The sequence below is a fragment of the Aliiglaciecola sp. 2_MG-2023 genome (assembly GCF_030548145.1).
Lineage (GTDB): Bacteria > Pseudomonadota > Gammaproteobacteria > Enterobacterales > Alteromonadaceae > Aliiglaciecola > Aliiglaciecola lipolytica_A.
The window spans coordinates 187,108-206,687 of record NZ_JAUORY010000001.1; the positions used below are offsets into that span (position 1 = coordinate 187,108).

Consider the following 19,580-nt stretch of genomic DNA (forward strand, 5'->3'; position numbering starts at 1 on the left):
GCTAGTTGTTCAATCTTAGGTATTGGCGTTGATGCCAATACCTGCTTTTATACTATTAACACGAGATTTTCCATGACCACTAATATTCATGATCAACGTATTTTAATTCTTGATTTTGGTTCTCAATATACCCAACTTATAGCCCGTCGCGTACGAGAAATTGGCGTTTATTGTGAGCTTTGGGCATGGGATGTAAGTGAAGAGCAAATTAAACAGTTTAATCCAAATGGGATTATTCTTTCTGGCGGTCCCGAATCAGTAACTGAAGCTAATTCACCACGAGCGCCTGAATACGTATTTAATGCTGGGGTTCCAGTATTTGGTATTTGTTACGGTATGCAAACTATGGCGGCCCAGTTGGGCGGAAAAGTTTTAGGTTCTGATAAGCGCGAGTTTGGTTACGCACAAGTTGAAGTGATCGAAAATATTCCATTGTTAGCAAACATTGAAGACCATATTGGTAGCAACGGAAATGGCTTGTTAGATGTGTGGATGAGTCATGGCGACAAAGTTTTAGAAATACCGGAAGGCTTTGTTACTGGTGCACAAACTGCAAGTTGTCCTCATGCCGCAATGTTTGACGTGTCTCGCCAATTTTATGGTGTTCAATTTCATCCAGAAGTCACTCATACCCGTCAAGGAATGCGCATCTTGTCTCATTTTGTGATGGATATTTGTGGGTGTCAGAAATTGTGGACGGCAGCGAGTATTATTGAAGATGCAGTTGAGCGAATTAAGCGAAAAGTCGGTGACGATCAAGTTATTCTAGGATTATCTGGCGGCGTTGATTCCTCAGTAACCGCAATGTTGCTACATCAAGCAATTGGTAAAAACCTCACCTGTGTATTTGTTGACAATGGCTTGCTGCGACTCAATGAAGGTGAACAGGTCATGGAAATGTTCGGTGATCATTTTGGTCTCAACATTATAAAAATTGACGCTGAACCACGCTTTTTAGCCGCCCTTGAAGGGGAAGAAGACCCAGAAGCTAAACGCAAAATAATCGGTCGTGAATTTGTTGGTGTGTTTGATGAAGAATCGAGAAAGTTAAAAAATGCCAAGTGGCTTGCGCAAGGCACTATTTATCCAGACGTCATCGAGTCAGCAGGTTCAGCAACCGGTAAAGCCCACGTTATCAAATCACATCACAATGTGGGGGGGTTACCCGATGATATGGAAATGGGACTAGTTGAACCATTGCGCGAACTGTTTAAAGATGAGGTACGCAAAATTGGTTTAGAATTAGGCTTACCTTACGACATGCTTTATCGTCACCCTTTCCCGGGACCTGGTTTAGGGGTTCGCGTATTAGGAGAGGTGAAAAAAGAATACTGTGATTTACTGCGTCGAGCCGATGCAATCTTCATCGAAGAATTACATAATGCTGATTTGTACCACAAAGTGAGTCAAGCTTTTACTGTATTTCTACCTGTGCGCTCAGTTGGTGTGATGGGCGATGCGAGAAAGTATGATTGGGTGGTTTCCCTACGTGCAGTAGAAACCATTGATTTTATGACCGCTCACTGGGCACATTTACCTTATGACTTTTTAGGTAAAGTATCTAATCGCATCATTAATGAAATTGATGGCATTTCTCGCGTGGTTTATGACATCTCTGGTAAACCACCTGCTACCATTGAGTGGGAATAATAGCTTCCAACAAACTACATCTGGCAATATTTAGCCATATCAAAATAAATCTCAAAGCCCAGCGTTCGCGCTGGGCTTTTGGGTTGTGTAGCAGAACAAACCTAATTATTGAGCTTGGTTAGGCAGGTGTAACCTTAGTAGAGGTAGCAGGCCAATACGCCCAGACAAGAGAATAGGCTACAAGCAGGCGCACACTTGTAGGAGGTATTGCACATTATCCTTGCCGATCTAGCCTGCGCATCGCCCAAAGCCCTAAAATTGGCCCCGGAAGTAACCACCATACTACCCAAACCCCTTGACATTGCCACAGTGCTGTGGTCAACGCAATTGATGGAATGGTCAAAGCAAAGCCTATAGCATTTAACATGGCCAAGGTTGAACCGATACGTTCTCTTGGAGCTGTTTGAGCAGCCAGAGCCGATAGCTGAGGCGAATCCGCAATAACTGTCAGGCCCCAAATACAGAGTAAAACTAACATCACTTTTGGCGGCAAAAAGGCAACCAATGGATAAATCATACAGATAAGTCCGGAGGACCCAAGAGCCAAGCGCGCCACAGACAGACTTCCTATACGTCTGCTCAGTGCTCCACCACCCACACAGCCCACCAGACCTAGCGCGATGATGGAAAACGATATCAATGGGTTCGATAAACTCTGAGTGTCGAGACGTCCCATTTCACGGGACACCATAAATGGAATAAGGGTCCACATTGCATAAAGCTCCCAGCTGTGGCCAAAGTAGCCGATTGCCACTGCGCGGAAACGCCTTTCAGTTAAGGCTGCTAGCCCATCTCGTAGTCGTACTTTATTACTTGAAGACGGTAGGTGTGGGCCATCACCTAGAGCAAAGATAGCCACGCCACCTAGCAAAGCCAACCCAGAAGCGCCCAGAAGTGTCCATTCCCAAGGTAACCCGAAAGTCGCGCCACGCAATAGATGAGGTAGAGCAGTGCCTAGTGTTAACATTCCTACTAGCCATGCTAGAGCGGCCCCGACATATTTAGGTGTCCATCCAATCACTAGCTTCATACCAAGAGGGTAGATACCGGCTAAGCACAGACCGGTAAAAAAACGTAATAGCAGATCAAATGGTGGATGGGCTGCCACCAACACAAAGCTGGCATTTGCTAACGCACCAGCTAAACAGGAAAGGGCGAAAATGCGGCTGGCGCGTAATCGATCAGCCAGACCTGTGGTGGCAATAAATAGGGTACCAGTAATGAAACCAGCCTGAACAGTGAGAGTTAACCATCCAAGATCTTTCTCTGTTAGCCCAACATCATGAATGAGAGCCAAGCCCACCCCATTAACCGAGAACCAAAGCGAAGTTCCACATAGCTGAGCGAGCACGACAATGAATAGCGGATGACTTCGAATAAAGTAGGTCATTTCTCTCACCATATTCAACAAAAGAAAAATGCCCCCAATTCAGCCTAAGCCTATTAACAAAGCTAGGATTAGAGGGCGAGACTTTTATGCTGAGCAACTTCGATTGAGGGCAACGTCATCACAAGAAAAGGAGCGATTCGCAACAGGATCATCATCGATTACCTGATTCGCTAATTTAGACGTGACTGACTTAACCTGTTTATAGCCCGTTTTTAGCAGAAATGTTGGTGCACGGCCGTAGCTTTTAATACCAACAACATAAAGACCGGTTTCTGGGTGAGAAAGTTCAGCGGCGCCATGCTCAGGAACTGAACCACAACTATGAAGATTAGGATCAATAAGTGGACCGAGATTAACCGGACTTTGCGTAGCAGGATCAATGGAGGTACGCAATTCAGATAGCAACTGAAGGTTAGGGCGAAACCCAGTAGCTGCAATGATTTTATCTACTGGCGGTAGTTGAGATGAATGGCTTTTTACGATCAGTTTGTCATTTTCACAGTTGATTTTTTCTATTGCTATATTAGTAAACACCTCGATTTTTCCTTCATCCAGTAATTTTTGGATATGAACTTCGAGGCTTCTACGTTCTTGCAGCTCATCATTTTTTGGTGAGCGCACAATGTTATCGACGGAGGAGCCGCGTATTCCCCATAGAACCCGCATGCCATCAGTTTGATCAGAGAGTTTGACTAAATCCTGTATTGCGTTAAATGCCGAATGGCCGCCACCGATGACGAGTACGGACTTGCCTGCGTACTGTTTATTGCAAGAACCGAGAATATCAGGCACACCGTAAGTAATTGATTGCGAAGCCGTAAGCTCACCAATAGCTGGAATACCATGAGCGCCAAGCCAGTTGGGTGTCTGATAGGTGCCAGAGGCATCGATTACGGCCTGGACAAGGATATCGCGATCACCTTCGGGGTTTGAAACACGCACCACGAATGGCGCGCGCTCCCGCATTTCATTGCGTAAAATATCGTGATATTGGCGGCTGACGTTAACAACACGGGTATTCAAATGTAGGTGAGGGGCAACCTTCTCGTGGGACGCTAAAGGCAACACATAGCGTTCAAGCAGTTCGCTTCCGGTTGGAAATGCGCTCAGCTCCGGTTCGTCCCAGCCCTGTTTCTTAAGTAGAGAAACCGCTTTGGGATCCATGTTGTATGACCAAGGCGAAAACATACGCACATGACCCCAACTTGCTAGGTTGGAACCGGCACAATCACCTGATTCAAAAATAATGGGTGTAAGCCCTGCGTCGAGCAAGTTAACTGCTGAACTTAAACCGATAGGACCGGCGCCAATAACGGCGATAGGCAAGTTTTCGTTATTGTAATTCATAGATAAACCTCTGAAAAATGTTGTTACTAACAACAATGTAGTTAAAAAAATAGTTTAAGTGCCGAGTCGGGCCCGCGCTGCTACGGTAAGCTTTTCCAACAGTACAATAGCTGCATCGACCACTTCATCAGAGATGTCAGATATCATGGATGCTTCTTCTGCAATCAGACTTTTATGTATGGTGGAATAAAGCGCATGGCCATCAGGGCTCAACGAAAGCTGAACTGCGCGCTGATCAAGGGGATCTAAGGTCTTGAGTGCATAACCTTTACGCAGCAGTGAATCAACTACGCGACTTGCAGTACTTTTATCAAGGCACATATCTTCAGCTAACGCTTTAAGCCTTAAAGGACCACGTTTTACAAGCGTTTCGAGGGCGTAGCACTGAGCGACCGACACGTTATGACAGCATATGCTTTCACGATCACGGAACTGATGTACACGGATTAACTGGTTAACTGCTTCATAAAGCGCTTCTGCGCGCTTAAGCTTTGAGTCCATCGGAAAGTCTCTAATTTATGTTGTTAGTGACAACAATATCCTAGCGGTAAATTTTCTGCAAGCCCTGGAGCTTGTTCAATCACAATGGCGAACGCTCGGCGCGGTCCAATCAAATGAAATATCGGGTTACTCAAGCCGCAAACAGTAAAAAATCTGAGCATGGCATTAATAACTGATATTTTTAATGAATGATTGAATACGATAGGAGCATAATATCCGACTATGTTTAGGTCTCAGCTAAGGAACTTATTGATATTGTGAAGGGAATTAGAAATTGTAGACTTAACTGTCCCGTTTAAACCAACAGCAGAGCATTTTGCTTTGATATTCCAATAATTTGCGTCCTGGTCGGGCGGTAACCAGCAAGCTATTTTATTCTCGTTGATTTTAAACTGGGAATCGTAACGAGTCTGTAGGGTACAATAAAGGCGATATTACTATCGCCTTTTTATGGGGGTTACGCCGCTTTATTGCGTGCTAAGTTATCAAACTCACGTTTAAGCACATACTTTTCATCAGTAACAATGGCTTCAAGTACGGCTATTCGTTCTTGCATCACGGTGAGCTGTTGTTTTAATTCGTCGTTTTCTTGCTGAGGTTGGGTCACCTGTTTGACTTCTTTTTTATCTTTACCGGTTAATTTAATAATGGTCCAGCATATGATTGCAATAATTGCGATGGCGGTTAAATTCATAGCATCGTCTCCTTTGACTGACGTAGTGTAATCGTATTAGTATGTTTTGCCGTTATAAACTTGTTTTGCATATTTTTAACCAACTTTTATTTTCTATTAATATCAATGGTTTACGTTTTCTCGTGGACTTCACTTGATATGTTAATTAGTTAAATAACCAACTTTTTGAGCAAATTAACCAATGTTTTTAGTATTATTAGAATGACAATCCTAAATCCCCCAGATGAAATTCACATGCAAGATGAGTATTGGATGAACTATGCTCTATCGTTGGCAGATAATGCGTGGAAAATTGGCGAAGTACCGGTTGGTGCAGTGTTGATCAAGGATAATAAGTTGGTTTCCCAAGGCTGGAACCAGTCGATCAATTTACATGATCCATCCGCTCACGCAGAAATGATAGCCATTCGAGAAGGAGGGAAAGTCCTAAATAACTATCGCATGGTGGATTGTACTCTCTATGTTACGTTAGAGCCTTGTCCCATGTGTGCAGGGTTGCTTGTTCATTCTCGAATAAAACGTTTAGTATTTGGCGCAAAAGATTATAAAACGGGGTTTGCTGGTAGTTTGATGAACTTACTCAACGATGAAAGATTGAACCATCAAATCGAAGTACAAGGAGATGTTCTAGCTGCTCAGTGTGCAACTAAAATATCAGACTTTTTTAAGATGCGTCGAGAGCAGAAAAAAGCCCAAAAGCAATTAGCTAAAATTCAAAATGGGACAAACTGACGAACCACAAATTTTAAAATTTTGCTTAGAAGCATTGTTTTCAAATGATACAGGTGATTTGGTATTTTACGCTGTAGGTATTGTGGTAAGCAAAGAGGATGTTTGAACTTAAAGGCAGTTTGAAAGCACAGACAATATGAAAAACAAAATTGCCCTTGGCGCTTTCTAGCTGAAGCTTATTTTAGCTCGCTTCAGCAAAGGTTTCTTGTAAATCAAATTGTTGAAAATTTTGACGCCTAACTAATACTTTCTGGTGTACTTTTTTCAACATTAGTCTTCTTCGGCTACTATTGCCAGGTTTCATTTTTCTGTTTAGTGTATTTCTTTTTCTCATGGTAACTCCTGTGAGGATTATTCTCCTATTTTGTTTAAATAAAACGCGTTAATTACTATAGACAGTTAAATTCCCCATTAGTTTCATAAATATTTAAATTGAAACAAATGAATCATTTAGTTGTTATTAGCTTGGCATGCAAATATGACTGCTATATGACAAGTCAATAAACAGCGTAAATTTTGGATGGTTTAGTTTTCTTGAGCTTGAGCTGCGTCTTCAGCTTCATCGAGGGTTTCGGCATCCTGCCCGTCTAGCCACATTAATGTATCATAGTACCGCCGTATGTTGTCAACATAAGTAACAGCTTCATCCCCTCGTGCATATCCATAACGGGTGGTTTTGTAGTATTTTTTCTGACGTAATTGCGGTAAACGTTTTTTAACGTCTATCCACATATCGGGGTTGCCACCTTGTCTTTGGGTCAGTACCCGCGCATCTTCTAAATGGCCTAGTCCTATATTGTAAGACGCCAAGGCAAACCAAATTCGATCAGGCTCTTGAATGCGTGCAGGAATTCGACTTAATAAATTGGCAAAGTATTCTGCTCCGCCACGAATGCTTTGTTCCGGGTCTAATCGAGACTCAATTCCTAAATCTTCTGCTGTTGCTAAGGTTAACATCATCATCCCGCGGACACCGGTTGGGGATTTTGCTTTCGGATTCCAGTGACTTTCCTGATAGCTCATCGCTGCTAATAGACGCCAATCTAAATTTTGCGCATGTTGCTCAAACCATTGTCTAAAGTTGGGTAAATTAGTTCTTGCTGAGCGAATAAATTCGCGGGTATCAACATAGTTAAATTGTCTTACATGACCAAAGTACTTATCTTCTAACGCGGCAAGGGTGCCATTTGATTGAATTAGGCCAAAGTATTCGATAAGGGCCGCTAATAAAGAATCATCTTGGCTCTTATCTAAGGCCCATGCCACCCCTTGTTCTTTGCTAATGGTGAATCCAATACTGAGTTCAGGGTGTCTTCTGCGTAGCACTGCTAATATATTAGAATCTACTATGGTGTAGGCAAGTTCATCGTTTAACACCATTTCCATTAGTTCTTCTGCGTCTTTGTCATCTGTTTCTTGCCAGCTCAGCTGTGGATGAAAAGGTTTAAATTCCCGTAATGTTTCTGCATGGCTGCTACCGGCAATGACTAACATTTCTTCGGTTAGATCTGTGGCACTCCTAGGCCGTTCATTACCTTGTTTGAACACCACTTTTTGGCTAATATTTTGATACGCAGGACCAAAGCGGAATAATTCTGCTCGTTCATTGGTTACGCTAATCCCTGCAGCAATTAAATCTAGGTGATGATTAGCAAGTTGCGGAAATAGTTCGTTTAGAGTGTAGTAAGGGAAAACTTCCAGCCGCACGCCTAGATAGCTAGCGAAGCCGCTGGCTAGTTCATATTCAAATCCCTCTGGTCCAACTGGGCCATTGAAATACGTCGTTAAACCATAATTGGTTCCAACTTTGAGTACACCTTGATCTAAGATGCGTGCCAATGTACTGGATTGTTGCGGTTTTTCGCATGCACTGAGCACGAGCACTAAGTTCAGTAGTAAAAACCGTAAAACTGTTTTCTTCACAGATTCCCTTTTAAAACAGGTTAATTCCCTCATTGTGACGAAATTGTTTGAATTCATCTAGGGGAATAATGCAATTGAACACTAAAAACTTTCAAATCAGACCGATTGATGCTTATCAATAGATTGATTTTACACTATAATTCGCGCCTCAAAACTTCCTGAAATCGTGAACTTTGGCAGACTAAATGGTCAAGTTCCAGTAACTTTGGTAATAGCCTATGCTAGTCCTTCGTGGTGCCCCTGCGCTATCTGATTTTCGTGTTGAAAAATTACTTCAACGTTTTACTTCTGCTCAACTTCCCATTGCTGAAATTTATGCTGAGTTTGTGCATTTTGCACAAATTGAGTCGGACATAACCTCAGAGCAGACTCAAGTTTTAACTCAATTACTCACCTATGGTCCAGCTATTCCAGCTCATGATCCAGAAGGAGAGCTAATATTAGTGGTGCCAAGACCTGGGACTATTTCTCCATGGTCTTCTAAAGCGACTGATATTGCACACAATTGTGGACTCAAAGAAGTTAAACGAATAGAGCGAGGCTGCGCATACTATTTAAAATTTTCTGCTGAGTTAAGCGCAGAACAACACGCAGAATTGCAACAAATATTACATGACCGTATGACAGAAGCGGTAATGTCTGATTTTGACCAAGTTGAAATGTTATTTGTAGAAGATTCGCCGAAACCTTATAGCAGCGTGGATGTAATTGCAGGTGGCCGAGAAGCCTTAAGCGCAGCCAATGTTGAAATGGGTCTTGCCCTTGCCGATGACGAGATTGACTACTTAGTTGAAAATTTCCAGCGTCTAGGTCGTAATCCAAACGACATTGAACTTTACATGTTTGCCCAAGCCAACTCTGAGCACTGTCGACATAAAATTTTCAATGCCGATTGGACGATTGATGGCGCTAAACAGTCTAAATCGCTGTTCAAAATGATTAAAAATACCTTTGAGTTGAATCCTGATTTTGTGCATTCAGCATACAGTGATAACGCAGCGGTAATGGAAGGATGGAAAGCTGGTCGCTTTTTCCCTGACCCAGAATCCCATGAGTACGAATATCATCATGAAAATATTGATATTTTGATGAAAGTGGAAACCCATAACCACCCAACCGCTATTTCTCCTTTTTCAGGCGCAGCTACAGGTTCTGGCGGTGAGATTCGTGATGAAGGTGCCACTGGAAGAGGTTCTAAGCCGAAAGCTGGGTTAGTGGGGTTCAGTGTCTCAAACCTAAATATTCCTGGATATGCGCTGCCTTGGGAAACAGCTTATGGTAAACCTGAGCGAATTGTTGATGCATTGGAAATTATGCAGCAAGGACCTTTAGGTGGTGCTGCGTTTAATAACGAATTTGGTCGCCCGAATATTCTTGGTTATTTCCGTACTTATGAACAGCAGGTAAATAGTTTCAATGGTGTGGAAGTACGTGGTTATCATAAACCAATTATGTTGGCTGGTGGATTAGGAAATATTCGTCAATCGCATACTCAAAAAGGCGAAATCACCGTTGGAGCAAAGTTAATTGCGCTAGGTGGACCGGCCATGAACATTGGACTAGGGGGAGGCGCTGCCTCTTCCATGACATCTGGTGAATCTAATGAGGATTTGGATTTTGCATCTGTGCAACGGGGTAACCCAGAAATGGAGCGACGTTGTCAGGAAGTTATCGATCGTTGTTGGCAGTTAGGTGACAATAATCCTATTCAGTTTATTCATGATGTTGGCGCTGGTGGTTTATCAAATGCCTTCCCTGAATTGGTGAATGACGGTGGTCGCGGTGGTAAATTTGAACTCAGAAATGTGCCCAATGACGAACCAGGTATGGCTCCCCATGAAATTTGGTGTAACGAATCACAGGAACGCTACGTATTATCCGTGGCCCCTGACAAGCTGCCATTATTTGAATCTATTTGTCGTCGTGAAAGAGCTCCTTTTGCGGTTGTTGGCGAGGCCACACAAGAGCCTCATTTGGCATTGCATGATGACCACTTCAATGACTTGCCAATTGATTTACCACTAGATGTTTTGTTGGGTAAACCACCGAAAATGCATCGTGATGTGACCTCTAAAAAAGCCGCAGGGGATGACTTTAAAGCCGAATCTGTAGACATAAATGAAGCGGCGGAACGTCTTTTACGTTTGCCTACTGTGGCCGAAAAAACCTTCTTAATCACTATTGGTGACCGCAGCGTCACGGGATTAGTGAGTCGTGATCAAATGGTCGGCCCTTGGCAAATTCCGGTGGCTGACGTTGCAGTGACAGCGTCTTCATTTGATAGCTATCAAGGTGAAGCAATGTCGGTTGGTGAACGCACACCTATTGCACTATTGAATCACGGAGCGTCAGCACGAATGGCAGTTGGTGAATCTTTAACTAACATTGCTGCAGCAGATATTGGCTCATTGAATCGCATCAAACTATCTGCCAATTGGATGGCAGCAGCCGGACACCCGGGTGAAGATGCAGGTTTATATGAAGCTGTGAAGGCCGTTGGTGAAGAGCTATGTCCTGAACTGGGCTTAACTATTCCGGTTGGAAAAGATTCAATGTCAATGAAATCCCAATGGCAAGAAGAGCAGCCAGATGGGCAACAAGACAAGGCGGTAACCTCACCATTGTCATTAATTATCACCGCCTTTGGTGCGGTCCGAGATATCCGTAATACGCTAACTCCGCAGCTAAGAACCGATAAGGGTGATACACTTTTATTATGTTTAGATTTGGGCGAAGGACGCAATCGTATCGGTGGTTCTTGTTTGGCTCAGGTATACAGTCAGTTAGGTAATCAAGCTCCTGATGTCACTAAGCCTAAATTACTAAAATCTTTCTTTGAAGCAATGCAAACTTTGGTGCATCAAGAGTTATTGTTGGCATATCACGATAGATCTGATGGTGGTTTGTTCACTACTTTGGTTGAAATGGCTTTTGCTGGACATACAGGCATTGACGTTCAATTAGATAGTTTCAAGGGGGATGCGCAGTCAGTATTGTTTAACGAAGAATTAGGCGCAGTGGTTCAGGTGACGAAATCCAACTTAGATAAAGTCAACCAAGTGCTAAGTCAACATAATCTTACTGAAGTCACCCATGTAGTTGGAAGTCTAAACAATTCAGACAGAATTGAAATTAGTCATAAACAACAAAAAGTCATATCACAAGAGCGCGGCTACTATCGTCTGATTTGGGCAGAAACCACAGACAAGATGCAACGCTTAAGAGATAATCCTGAATGTGTGGACCAAGAGTGGCAAGCCAAAGGGAATGCGCAGGATCCAGGTTTACATTGTGAGCTAAGCTACGACATCAATGAAGATGTTGCTGCACCTTATATTTCGAAAGGTATTAAACCTAAAATCGCTATTTTACGTGAGCAAGGTGTTAACTCTCAAAACGAAATGGCCGCTGCATTCAATCGCGCAGGTTTTAACGCAATTGATGTGCATATGAGTGATGTTATTAGTCAGAACGTCGCGTTAGATCAGTTTGCTGGTTTGGTTGCCTGTGGTGGTTTCTCATATGGTGATGTGCTGGGAGCAGGGGAAGGATGGGCTAAGTCCATTTTGTTTAATAACTATGCCCGCGATCAATTTGAACAGTTCTTCCATCGGCAAGATTCGTTTAGCTTAGGCGTATGTAATGGTTGTCAAATGCTTTCAAATTTGAAATCTCTGATTCCTGGTGCTGATTTATGGCCGCATTTTGTAACGAACCAATCGGAACGATTTGAAGCGCGAGTGTCGATGTTGGAAGTTCAAGAGAGTAAATCAATATTCTTTGCTGGCATGCAGGGTTCACGTTTACCCATAGCTGTTTCACATGGCGAGGGAAGAGCAGAATTTAAACATACTGGTCATCTTCGACAAGTTCAAAATAATCAACATGTTGCGTTGAAATATGTGGATAATTGGGGAAATGTCACAGAACAGTATCCAGCCAACCCGAATGGTTCTCCGGACGGGATTTCAGGACTCACCTCCAGTGATGGTCGTGCCACTATTATGATGCCGCATCCTGAGCGAGTGTTTAGAGCCGTGGCAAATTCGTGGCAAGCAGACGAGTGGCAAGAAGATGGCCCTTGGATGAGAATGTTTAGAAATGCACGAGTCTTTGCTGGCTAACCACAAAGAAAGCGATTTACTACAATTGCGAATCTAAAAAATCTAAAAGCGCCTAATTTTTTAGGCGCTTTTTTAATGAATTATAGTTGTACGTTAGATCGTTGATTTAATTAAATAATCCCTTGTCAATTGGGAAAAACGGGTTTAGACTAAAGTCTAATCTAGGTATAGTTATCAGAGATGATATTTTTACCAAATGGACTTGCATAAACTTACCGACAACAATTACTATTTTAAAATAATAATAAGAGAAATAAAATGAATCGTTCGTCAAAAGGGTTTGGTTTAACGGGTGTTTTTGCCACTGTACTTTTCCTAGTTGTTTTAGCCGTTGTTAGCACTCCCGCAAGCTCTCAAACCACTTCTACTGATATTGAAAATACTCGAAATTAGACGCTTTTAAACATTCTACTTTTATAGAACCTTCTACTCAGGCTCTAACTTTTCCGTTTTCGATGTAAAACGTTATAAAATTACCTCTTCAATATTGCTAGAAACTGCTGGCTTTTTACCGCTATTCCACGTTTTAACCTTCATCTTTTCATACCTCGTTCTGGCTTTGTTTTTTGGTCTTGCAGCGCATTTGTCTAGCTTGTTTAAATTTATACTGCATAGAGCAGTGTCTCAGGCACTACTTTTTAGTTTACTGACTACAGGGCAAGGTATTCGGCAATAGATTTGTTTGCTAGTTAAGTGAAGGAGCAGTGAAACCGAGAAGGTTAGATACAATTCTAAAAAACAGCGTTGGTGATTGCGGATAGAAGATGAATCCAACGACTTAAATCTCACTGTGTAGACGAATATAAGTCGTTGGCTAATGATAAGTTTATTAGGTAGGTTTAAGGCTGCTTGTAATCAACTACAAGCTGCTCTTGTGTACCAAGACGTTCAATGCCTAGCGAGATTTTATCACCAGCGTTTAAATATACCGGTGGTTTTTGGCCTAAACCAACGCCCGGTGGTGTGCCAGTAGAAATGATATCGCCAGGTTGTAAACTCATAAATTGACTTAAATAACTTACAATAAATGCAGGTTTAAATACCATGGTACGGCTGTTGCCGTTTTGGTAGCGATGGCCATTTACTTCTAGCCACATATCTAACTCGTTGGGGTTTCCAACTTCATCACTGGTTACCAACCAAGGGCCTATTGGACCGAAAGTGTCACAGCCTTTTCCTTTGTCCCATTGGTTTCCACGTTCTAGTTGGAAGCTTCGCTCAGATACGTCATTACATACACAGTAGCCAGCTATATGCGATGGTGCTTCTTCTTCAGTAACGTAGCTTGCCTCTTTGCCAATGACTAACGCTAATTCTACTTCCCAATCCAGCTTGGTGCTATTTTTAGGTTTGATGATGTTATCATCAGGACCACAAATAGCGCTGGTGGCTTTTGTAAATACTTCAGGTTCTACCGGCAATGCCATGCCTGATTCAGCAGCATGGTCACTATAGTTGAGACCAATACATATAAACTTGCCAACTTTGCCTACACAGGGGCCGATACGAACGTTTTCAGGGGCTAAGGGTAGGGTGCTAAGGTCTAGATCTCTTAGTTTATCTAAACTTGCAGCGCTGAGAGAGTGTCCATCAATGTCTTCTACTATGCCTTCAAGGCTTCGAATTTGATCGTTTGAGTCTACAATTCCTGGCTTTTCATGCCCATTTTTGCCGAAGCGTACTAATTTCATTTGTTACTCCAATTCATATTTAACTTGTTTAAATTCTTTCTTCGCACAATTTCTGTTTAATTATTTAAGGTTACGAAACCACCATCGATGGGGAAATTAGAGCCGGTGATAAACGCCGCTTCATCAGAGCATAAATAATTAATCAAACCTGCAATTTCTTCTGCATTACCCATACGTCCAATAGGTTGGCTCTTAGATAGTTTTTCGAACATTTCATCGCGATTATCGGGATAGTTTTTATCTAAGAAATTATCCACAAATGGTGTGTGTACTCGTCCTGGGGCTATACAGTTACAACGGATTCCATCATTAATGTAATCCTTAGCTACGGAATACGTCATCGTTAAAACCGCGCCTTTCGTCATCGAATACGCAAATCTATCTGCGATCCCAACGGACGATGCTACCGATGCTAAATTGATGATCACGCCATATTTTCTGGCTTTCATAGCGGGAACCGTAGCCGACATAGCGTTGTAAACACCTTTAACGTTAACTTGATATAGTCTGTCTAAGTCTGCTTCACTGGTGTTTTCAAGATTGCCTACATGAGCAATGCCTGCGTTGTTGATCAAAATATCGATAGATTGCTTATCTAGGATATCGCTAATCACTTGTTGTACGTCGGCATGATCAGCAACGTTGCATTTGTGTGCACTTGCAAAACCATTTTCCGTTTCGATTAGGTTGACGGTTTCTTGGGCTGCTTGTTCGTCTAAGTCGAGTACAAATATATGCGCGCCAGCGGCAGCTAATCGTAGACACACACTTCTACCTATGCCGCTTCCACCGCCAGTCACCAATGCTGTTTTACCGGATAAATTCTTGTTCATAGTTTTGCCCTTTACCATCTCAATAGTGTCAGCAGTACCTAATCTAGATATTGCAAACGATAAAATTTACTGGCCGTTTTTGACCAAATTTGTACTTGCTGTTCGTTCGTCAGCGTGGCCAAAAAGGCTTCTGTTAAAGCTACCCATTCGGTATAGTCTGTGGCTAGATTCAGCACCGGCCAATCACTACCCCACATCAATCGTGAAGCACCAAAACACTCGAATAGGTGGCGCATGTATGGAACCAAAATATCAAAATTTGGGTTGTTTCCCGCTTCGGTCACTAAACCAGATAATTTGCAATATACATTTGGTCTTTTCGCTAATTCTTTAATGTCCGCTGCCCATTGTGAAAATTGTGCTTCGGCAATATTCGGCTTCGCGGCATGATCAATGGCGATTTTTAAATTGGGATAACGATCGACCAAGGTTAATAATTGCTTTAAGTGTCTTGGTTTGACTAACGCATCAAAACTCAAGTTTAGTTTCATCAGCGCAACAAAGGCCGGATTGAGTTCGGGTTTGAGCATCCAATCATCATCGACAATATCTTGGATCATAGGTCTTATCCCTTTAAAATAGGGATCTTTCGATAGTCTGGCGATATGGTATGGCGCATCTACATGTTGCATATCAACCCAGCCAACAACGCCTGCTATAAAATCGGTACTGTGGGCCAGAGATAACATGTATTTCGTTTCGTCCATATCTGGTGCAGCTTGTATCAACACTGTCTTATCAATACCTGATTTTTTCAGATGTGGACGCAGATCTTCAGGTAAGAAATCTCGATAAATAGCACCCAAATCTTCAGTCAACCAGTTGTAATGCCCCAGCTCACGCTGCCAAAAGTGTTGATGGCTATCAATTCGCATGAGAAGCAACATCCGTTGTTTGATTTGTAGGCACAGGAGCTTGCTTATCTAACAAACCGTTCGCCTTCAAGCTCTGCCAAAACTCGCTGGGTATGGTTTGTTTGAATAAACTTATTGTCTTATCTATTCTGTTGATGTTGCCAAGCCCTGGAATGACAGAGACGACACTTGGATGTGCCAGTGGAAACTGCAGAGCCGCAGCAGCCAAGGTTACATTGTATTGTTCGCACAATTCTTCTATTTTGCTGACCCGTTCAACTATTTCTGCTGGGGCAGGGGCGTAATTATAATATGCAGTCCTGTTACCTTTAACTCCAGTCGCTAAAATTCCTGAGTTGTAAGGGCCACCAATAATAATTGAGGTGTTTCGTGCCTGACATTTAGGCAAAAATGTCTGCAACGACTGCTGTTCAAGTAGACTGTAACGCCCAGCAAGTAAAAAACAATCCCAGTCACCGTGATCCATTGCTTGTTCGCAGACCTGGTATTCATTCACACCCAAGCCTATTGCTTTTACCAGCCCTTCGCTGCGTAACTGATCCATGGCTTTATAGCCACCTTGCATTGCGATCGGAAAATGTTTGTCGTTTTCATCACCATGGGTGTCACGACCAATATCATGCATATACAGAATATCAATTCTGTCTAAACCCAAACGCTGTAGGCTGTCTTCAAATGACCGCATTATGCCGTCATAGCTGTAATCATATTGAATATCGAAAGGCATGGGAGACATAAAGCCATGTCGTTCTTTAGCGTAGCCTGCTGGCTTGAGCAAACGCCCAACTTTAGTAGAAAGTACGTAGTCTTTGCCTTGCAAGGGACGTAAAAGATCACCTGTGCGTCTTTCACTCAGACCTTGGCCATAATGAGGTGCAGTGTCATAGTGACGGAAGCCTGCCTGCCAAGCGGCAGTTAATACCGCTTTAGAGTCATCATCACTAATTGGCTGATACAGATTGCCCATAGGAGCACAGCCGAAACCTAATGTATCTACCTCGAGATCAGTGTTGCCAATTTGTCTTTTGGGTATAACAGGGGAATTGTGCATTGTACTCATCCGCTTAGTCCTTCACTAAAAACTTCGAAAGATCTGCGACATTAGCGCAGCCCAGTTGATTCATCACTTGTTCAAGTTGAATTTTAAGACAGTTGATGGTGTGTACTCCGCCCTTGTTACCAATGGCGCCAACACCATACACAAAAGGCCGTCCTAAAAAGGTAAAATCAGCTCCACATGCTAAAGCAGACGCTATATTGGTACCTGAACGCAAACCGCTGTCCATAAATATTTTGATGTTTTTAGCATATTTCGCCGCTGCTTTTTGTAACGGAGTTACGGGAGATTCACCCACATCTAGTTGACGAGCACCGTGATTAGACATCACTACAGCATCTGCGCCAAGCTCGATGGCAGCTGCTACATCATCTTGATTAATTAAACCTTTAATCACTAGCGGACCTTGCCAAAAATCTCGAATCGGTTTAAGCCCTTCGATATCGACTCTGCCCATTACTGTTTTGTTCATAAATGCCGCCAATTGGTCGGTTGGCATATTTTTGGGCATATAAGGTTTAAGCGTTTGCATCTCTGGTTTGCCGGCCAAAGCAGTTGCCATTAACCAACTTGGGCAAGATAACATTTGCACAATATTGGACAAGGTCATTTTGGGCGGCATGGCTAAACCATTTTTCATATCCCGTGGTCTATAACCAAAGGTCGGCACATCCACTGTTACCACTAACACTTTGTAACCAGCTTGTTTGATTCTACTTAATAAATCCTCACGAATTTTCTTATCCGTGGGATTATAAAGTTGGTACCATGCTTTGCCTTCGGAAATTTCAGCGATGCTTTCTAGGCTAGCTGAGGATACTGTACTTAATATGTAAGGTACATTTAAGTCAGCCGCAGCCTTGGCCAGAATTTCTGGCGCTTTGGGCCACATTAACCCTTGCAAACCAATGGGCGCAATACCAAATGGTGCATCGTATTTGTGGCCAAAAAGCTCAACCGACATGTCTGATTTATCAAATTTTTGCAACAATCGGCTGCGCAATTGCACAGCTTGAATATCGCTACGGTTGCGTTGTAAGCCAAATTCTTCGTGGCAACCGCCTTCAAGATAATCAAAAGCAAATTTGGGTATTCGAGTCTTTGCACGTGCTTTCAAAGTTGAGACATCAGGCAAAGTAGGATCAAAATAGTCGTTCATTACGAAGCCTGTTTAATGGTCTTTTTGTTTAAACGTTTCTGCCACTGTGCGCCTGTAGGGTAGGTGTAGTCATCAATGCTTTGCTGAAACATTTCGATACTATATCCTGGTGCAGTTGGTGCAACATAGGCTCCATTTTTAATCACACATGGATCAATAAAGTGCTCATGTAAATGATCAACAAATTCCACAACTCTATCAGTTAAATCTGCAGAAATATGTACATAATCAATCATAGATAAATGTTGAACATATTCACATAAGCCAACACCACCTGCGTGTGGACACACTGGCTTGCCATATTTCGCTGCTAATAAATAAACTGCCAGAATCTCATTAACACTTGCTAAGCGACAGGAGTCAATTTGCACTATATCAATAGCGTCATTTGCTATAAATTGTTTGAACATAATTCGATTGTGGCAATGTTCACCTGTAGCTACTTGAACATGACCGATATTTTCTTTGATTTTCTTGTGACCAAAAACATCGTCTGGACTAGTAGGCTCTTCAATAAACCAAGGGGATACATGGGCTAATTCATTTACCCAGTCAATGGCTTGATCAACTTCCCATATTTGGTTAGCGTCAATCATTAACTTAACGTCTTCGCCTATTACATCACGGGCGATTTGACAGCGTCTAATATCGCTATTTAAATCTTGTCCAACTTTTAGTTTTATGTGTTTAAAACCTTGGTCCAAAGCTTCTTGACATAGTCTTTTTAATTTTTCGTCACTGTAGCCAAGCCATCCAGCTGAAGTGGTATAAGAAGGATAACCATTTTCTTCTAAATACTGAATTCGTTCAGCTTTTGAGTCTGCATTTGCACGCACTATATCCAGGGCTTCATCTCGAGTCAGAGCGTCTGAAAGATATCTGAAATCGATACAATTAATAAACTCTTCTGGGCTCATGTCAGCCAATAAACGCCACAAAGGTTTGTTGGCATGTTTTGCCCACATATCCCAAATCGCATTCATTACCCCACCAATGGCCATATGAATAACGCCTTTTTCGGGGCCTAACCAGCGCAACTGACTGTCAGAACGTAGAGTGTCATAAAACTCACCAATATTTTGAATGATTTTATTAAAGTCTTTACCAACTACCAAATGCTCTAGAGCTTCTATAGCTTTACAGCAAATGTCGTTTCCACGGCCGATTGTGAAAATTAATCCGTGTCCTTTATTACCTTTGTCAGTGCTGATTGTTAAGTAAGCAGCAGAATAATCTGGATCTTTATTAATCGCATCAGAACCGTCTAATGATTCAGAGGTCGGGAAACGAATATCGTGGGTTTTTAACGATATTATAGTATTAGCAGATAAGTTGATTTCGCTCATAACTTCCTCTTGTTTTAAATATGAAATAATAGTTTATTGGTAAAATACTAATCGCGACTGATACTAATGTCAATCATTTGTTAACAAATTTAATCCAGACATAATGTTTAGCTCGTCAAAATCTTTAGGTGACTTTTTGAATATAGGTATTTATTGGCAGCAAAATGTTTGTCTCTGCAATTTTACTTATACCTTTATCTATATGCCGCTAAGCGCCTTGTATTTCACGAGTTTGGCGAAAAGCTTATAACATTTGCT

16 protein-coding genes are annotated in these 19,580 nt (G+C 42.3%); 4 read left to right on the forward strand and 12 right to left on the reverse strand.

Translation table 11 applies throughout. From position 1 onward, the window contains the following. Window positions 1-72 precede the first annotated feature (72 nt). Window positions 73-1,650: a glutamine-hydrolyzing GMP synthase gene (gene guaA, locus Q4567_RS00820; protein ID WP_216048163.1), complete on the forward strand. Its 1,578-nt coding sequence runs from the start codon at window positions 73-75 to the stop codon at window positions 1,648-1,650. A 214-nt stretch (window positions 1,651-1,864) separates the two neighbouring features. Here the strand turns inward: guaA and Q4567_RS00825 are convergent, their stop codons facing one another. The 4 genes from Q4567_RS00825 to Q4567_RS00840 all read right to left on the reverse strand — a co-directional run bounded on the left by Q4567_RS00825 (window position 1,865) and on the right by Q4567_RS00840 (window position 5,582). Beyond that, complete coding sequence (locus Q4567_RS00825; protein ID WP_303498984.1) at window positions 1,865-3,040, reverse strand: MFS transporter; 1,176 nt, start codon at window positions 3,038-3,040, stop codon at window positions 1,865-1,867. Window positions 3,041-3,124: 84 nt separating this feature from the next. Continuing rightward, window positions 3,125-4,387: an NAD(P)-binding domain-containing protein gene (locus Q4567_RS00830; protein WP_303498985.1), complete on the reverse strand. Its 1,263-nt coding sequence runs from the start codon at window positions 4,385-4,387 to the stop codon at window positions 3,125-3,127. A gap of 54 nt (window positions 4,388-4,441) precedes the next feature. Continuing rightward, window positions 4,442-4,888, reverse strand: coding sequence for a MarR family winged helix-turn-helix transcriptional regulator (locus Q4567_RS00835; RefSeq protein ID WP_216048166.1), 447 nt, complete (start codon window positions 4,886-4,888; stop codon window positions 4,442-4,444). Between the two features lie 457 nt (window positions 4,889-5,345). Then, window positions 5,346-5,582, reverse strand: coding sequence for a hypothetical protein (locus Q4567_RS00840; protein ID WP_216048167.1), 237 nt, complete (start codon window positions 5,580-5,582; stop codon window positions 5,346-5,348). A gap of 201 nt (window positions 5,583-5,783) precedes the next feature. On the opposite strand from Q4567_RS00840, the gene tadA reads away from it, so the two are divergent. Then, entirely contained in the window at window positions 5,784-6,314 is a 531-nt protein-coding gene (gene tadA, locus Q4567_RS00845) for a tRNA adenosine(34) deaminase TadA (protein WP_216048168.1), read from the forward strand. A gap of 181 nt (window positions 6,315-6,495) precedes the next feature. Here the strand turns inward: tadA and Q4567_RS00850 are convergent, their stop codons facing one another. Together Q4567_RS00850 and mltF are read right to left on the reverse strand one after the other, a co-directional pair. Continuing rightward, on the reverse strand, window positions 6,496-6,648 hold the full coding sequence (locus Q4567_RS00850) for a hypothetical protein (protein ID WP_216048169.1): 153 nt from the start codon (window positions 6,646-6,648) through the stop codon (window positions 6,496-6,498). 191 nt (window positions 6,649-6,839) lie between these two features. Further along, window positions 6,840-8,237 carry a membrane-bound lytic murein transglycosylase MltF gene (gene mltF, locus Q4567_RS00855; RefSeq protein ID WP_342804756.1) on the reverse strand — a complete coding sequence of 466 codons (1,398 nt, stop codon included), beginning with the start codon at window positions 8,235-8,237 and terminating at the stop codon, window positions 6,840-6,842. Window positions 8,238-8,455: 218 nt separating this feature from the next. Here mltF and purL point away from each other — a divergent pair, with 218 nt between their 5' ends. Both purL and Q4567_RS00865 read left to right on the forward strand, forming a co-directional pair. Continuing rightward, window positions 8,456-12,361 carry a phosphoribosylformylglycinamidine synthase gene (purL, locus tag Q4567_RS00860; protein ID WP_216048171.1) on the forward strand — a complete coding sequence of 1,302 codons (3,906 nt, stop codon included), beginning with the start codon at window positions 8,456-8,458 and terminating at the stop codon, window positions 12,359-12,361. Window positions 12,362-12,619: 258 nt separating this feature from the next. Continuing rightward, window positions 12,620-12,754 carry a hypothetical protein gene (locus tag Q4567_RS00865; protein ID WP_289847881.1) on the forward strand — a complete coding sequence of 45 codons (135 nt, stop codon included), beginning with the start codon at window positions 12,620-12,622 and terminating at the stop codon, window positions 12,752-12,754. A gap of 446 nt (window positions 12,755-13,200) precedes the next feature. Here the strand turns inward: Q4567_RS00865 and Q4567_RS00870 are convergent, their stop codons facing one another. The 6 genes from Q4567_RS00870 to Q4567_RS00895 are packed head-to-tail and all read right to left on the reverse strand — an operon-like array spanning window position 13,201 to window position 19,322. Next, a complete protein-coding gene (locus tag Q4567_RS00870; RefSeq protein ID WP_216048172.1) occupies window positions 13,201-14,052 on the reverse strand; it encodes a fumarylacetoacetate hydrolase family protein in 852 nt (283 codons plus the stop codon). A 56-nt stretch (window positions 14,053-14,108) separates the two neighbouring features. After that, window positions 14,109-14,885, reverse strand: coding sequence for an SDR family NAD(P)-dependent oxidoreductase (locus Q4567_RS00875; RefSeq protein ID WP_216048173.1), 777 nt, complete (start codon window positions 14,883-14,885; stop codon window positions 14,109-14,111). Window positions 14,886-14,923: 38 nt separating this feature from the next. After that, window positions 14,924-15,760 carry an amidohydrolase gene (locus Q4567_RS00880; protein ID WP_216048174.1) on the reverse strand — a complete coding sequence of 279 codons (837 nt, stop codon included), beginning with the start codon at window positions 15,758-15,760 and terminating at the stop codon, window positions 14,924-14,926. Further along, the gene (locus Q4567_RS00885; protein WP_252729080.1) at window positions 15,750-16,820 is read right to left on the reverse strand and encodes an aldo/keto reductase; all 1,071 of its coding nucleotides are present in this window, start codon (window positions 16,818-16,820) and stop codon (window positions 15,750-15,752) included. The genes Q4567_RS00880 and Q4567_RS00885 overlap by 11 nt, the downstream gene beginning before the upstream one ends. 4 nt (window positions 16,821-16,824) lie before the next feature. Further along, complete coding sequence (locus Q4567_RS00890) at window positions 16,825-17,976, reverse strand: alpha-hydroxy acid oxidase (RefSeq protein WP_216048175.1); 1,152 nt, start codon at window positions 17,974-17,976, stop codon at window positions 16,825-16,827. Beyond that, window positions 17,976-19,322 (reverse strand): L-fuconate dehydratase, encoded by a 1,347-nt coding sequence (locus tag Q4567_RS00895; RefSeq protein WP_303498991.1) that lies wholly within the window; start codon window positions 19,320-19,322, stop codon window positions 17,976-17,978. Before Q4567_RS00895 ends, Q4567_RS00890 begins: the two co-directional genes overlap by 1 nt. Window positions 19,323-19,580: the final 258 nt, after the last annotated feature.

What these genes read in the sequence shown, in the direction of transcription:
- Q4567_RS00830 (WP_303498985.1), bottom strand. Translation starts at nt 4,387, where the DNA reads ATGAATTACAATAACGAAAACTTGCCTATCGCCGTTATTGGCGCCGGT.
- Q4567_RS00870 (WP_216048172.1), bottom strand. Translation starts at nt 14,052, where the DNA reads ATGAAATTAGTACGCTTCGGCAAAAATGGGCATGAAAAGCCAGGAATT.
- Q4567_RS00835 (WP_216048166.1), bottom strand. Translation starts at nt 4,888, where the DNA reads ATGGACTCAAAGCTTAAGCGCGCAGAAGCGCTTTATGAAGCAGTTAAC.
- Q4567_RS00840 (WP_216048167.1), bottom strand. Translation starts at nt 5,582, where the DNA reads ATGAATTTAACCGCCATCGCAATTATTGCAATCATATGCTGGACCATT.
- Q4567_RS00880 (WP_216048174.1), bottom strand. Translation starts at nt 15,760, where the DNA reads ATGCGAATTGATAGCCATCAACACTTTTGGCAGCGTGAGCTGGGGCAT.
- guaA (WP_216048163.1), top strand. Translation starts at nt 73, where the DNA reads ATGACCACTAATATTCATGATCAACGTATTTTAATTCTTGATTTTGGT.
- Q4567_RS00875 (WP_216048173.1), bottom strand. Translation starts at nt 14,885, where the DNA reads ATGAACAAGAATTTATCCGGTAAAACAGCATTGGTGACTGGCGGTGGA.
- Q4567_RS00825 (WP_303498984.1), bottom strand. Translation starts at nt 3,040, where the DNA reads ATGACCTACTTTATTCGAAGTCATCCGCTATTCATTGTCGTGCTCGCT.
- Q4567_RS00885 (WP_252729080.1), bottom strand. Translation starts at nt 16,820, where the DNA reads ATGAGTACAATGCACAATTCCCCTGTTATACCCAAAAGACAAATTGGC.
- Q4567_RS00895 (WP_303498991.1), bottom strand. Translation starts at nt 19,322, where the DNA reads ATGAGCGAAATCAACTTATCTGCTAATACTATAATATCGTTAAAAACC.
- purL (WP_216048171.1), top strand. Translation starts at nt 8,456, where the DNA reads ATGCTAGTCCTTCGTGGTGCCCCTGCGCTATCTGATTTTCGTGTTGAA.
- Q4567_RS00890 (WP_216048175.1), bottom strand. Translation starts at nt 17,976, where the DNA reads ATGAACGACTATTTTGATCCTACTTTGCCTGATGTCTCAACTTTGAAA.
- Q4567_RS00865 (WP_289847881.1), top strand. Translation starts at nt 12,620, where the DNA reads ATGAATCGTTCGTCAAAAGGGTTTGGTTTAACGGGTGTTTTTGCCACT.
- tadA (WP_216048168.1), top strand. Translation starts at nt 5,784, where the DNA reads ATGACAATCCTAAATCCCCCAGATGAAATTCACATGCAAGATGAGTAT.
- Q4567_RS00850 (WP_216048169.1), bottom strand. Translation starts at nt 6,648, where the DNA reads ATGAGAAAAAGAAATACACTAAACAGAAAAATGAAACCTGGCAATAGT.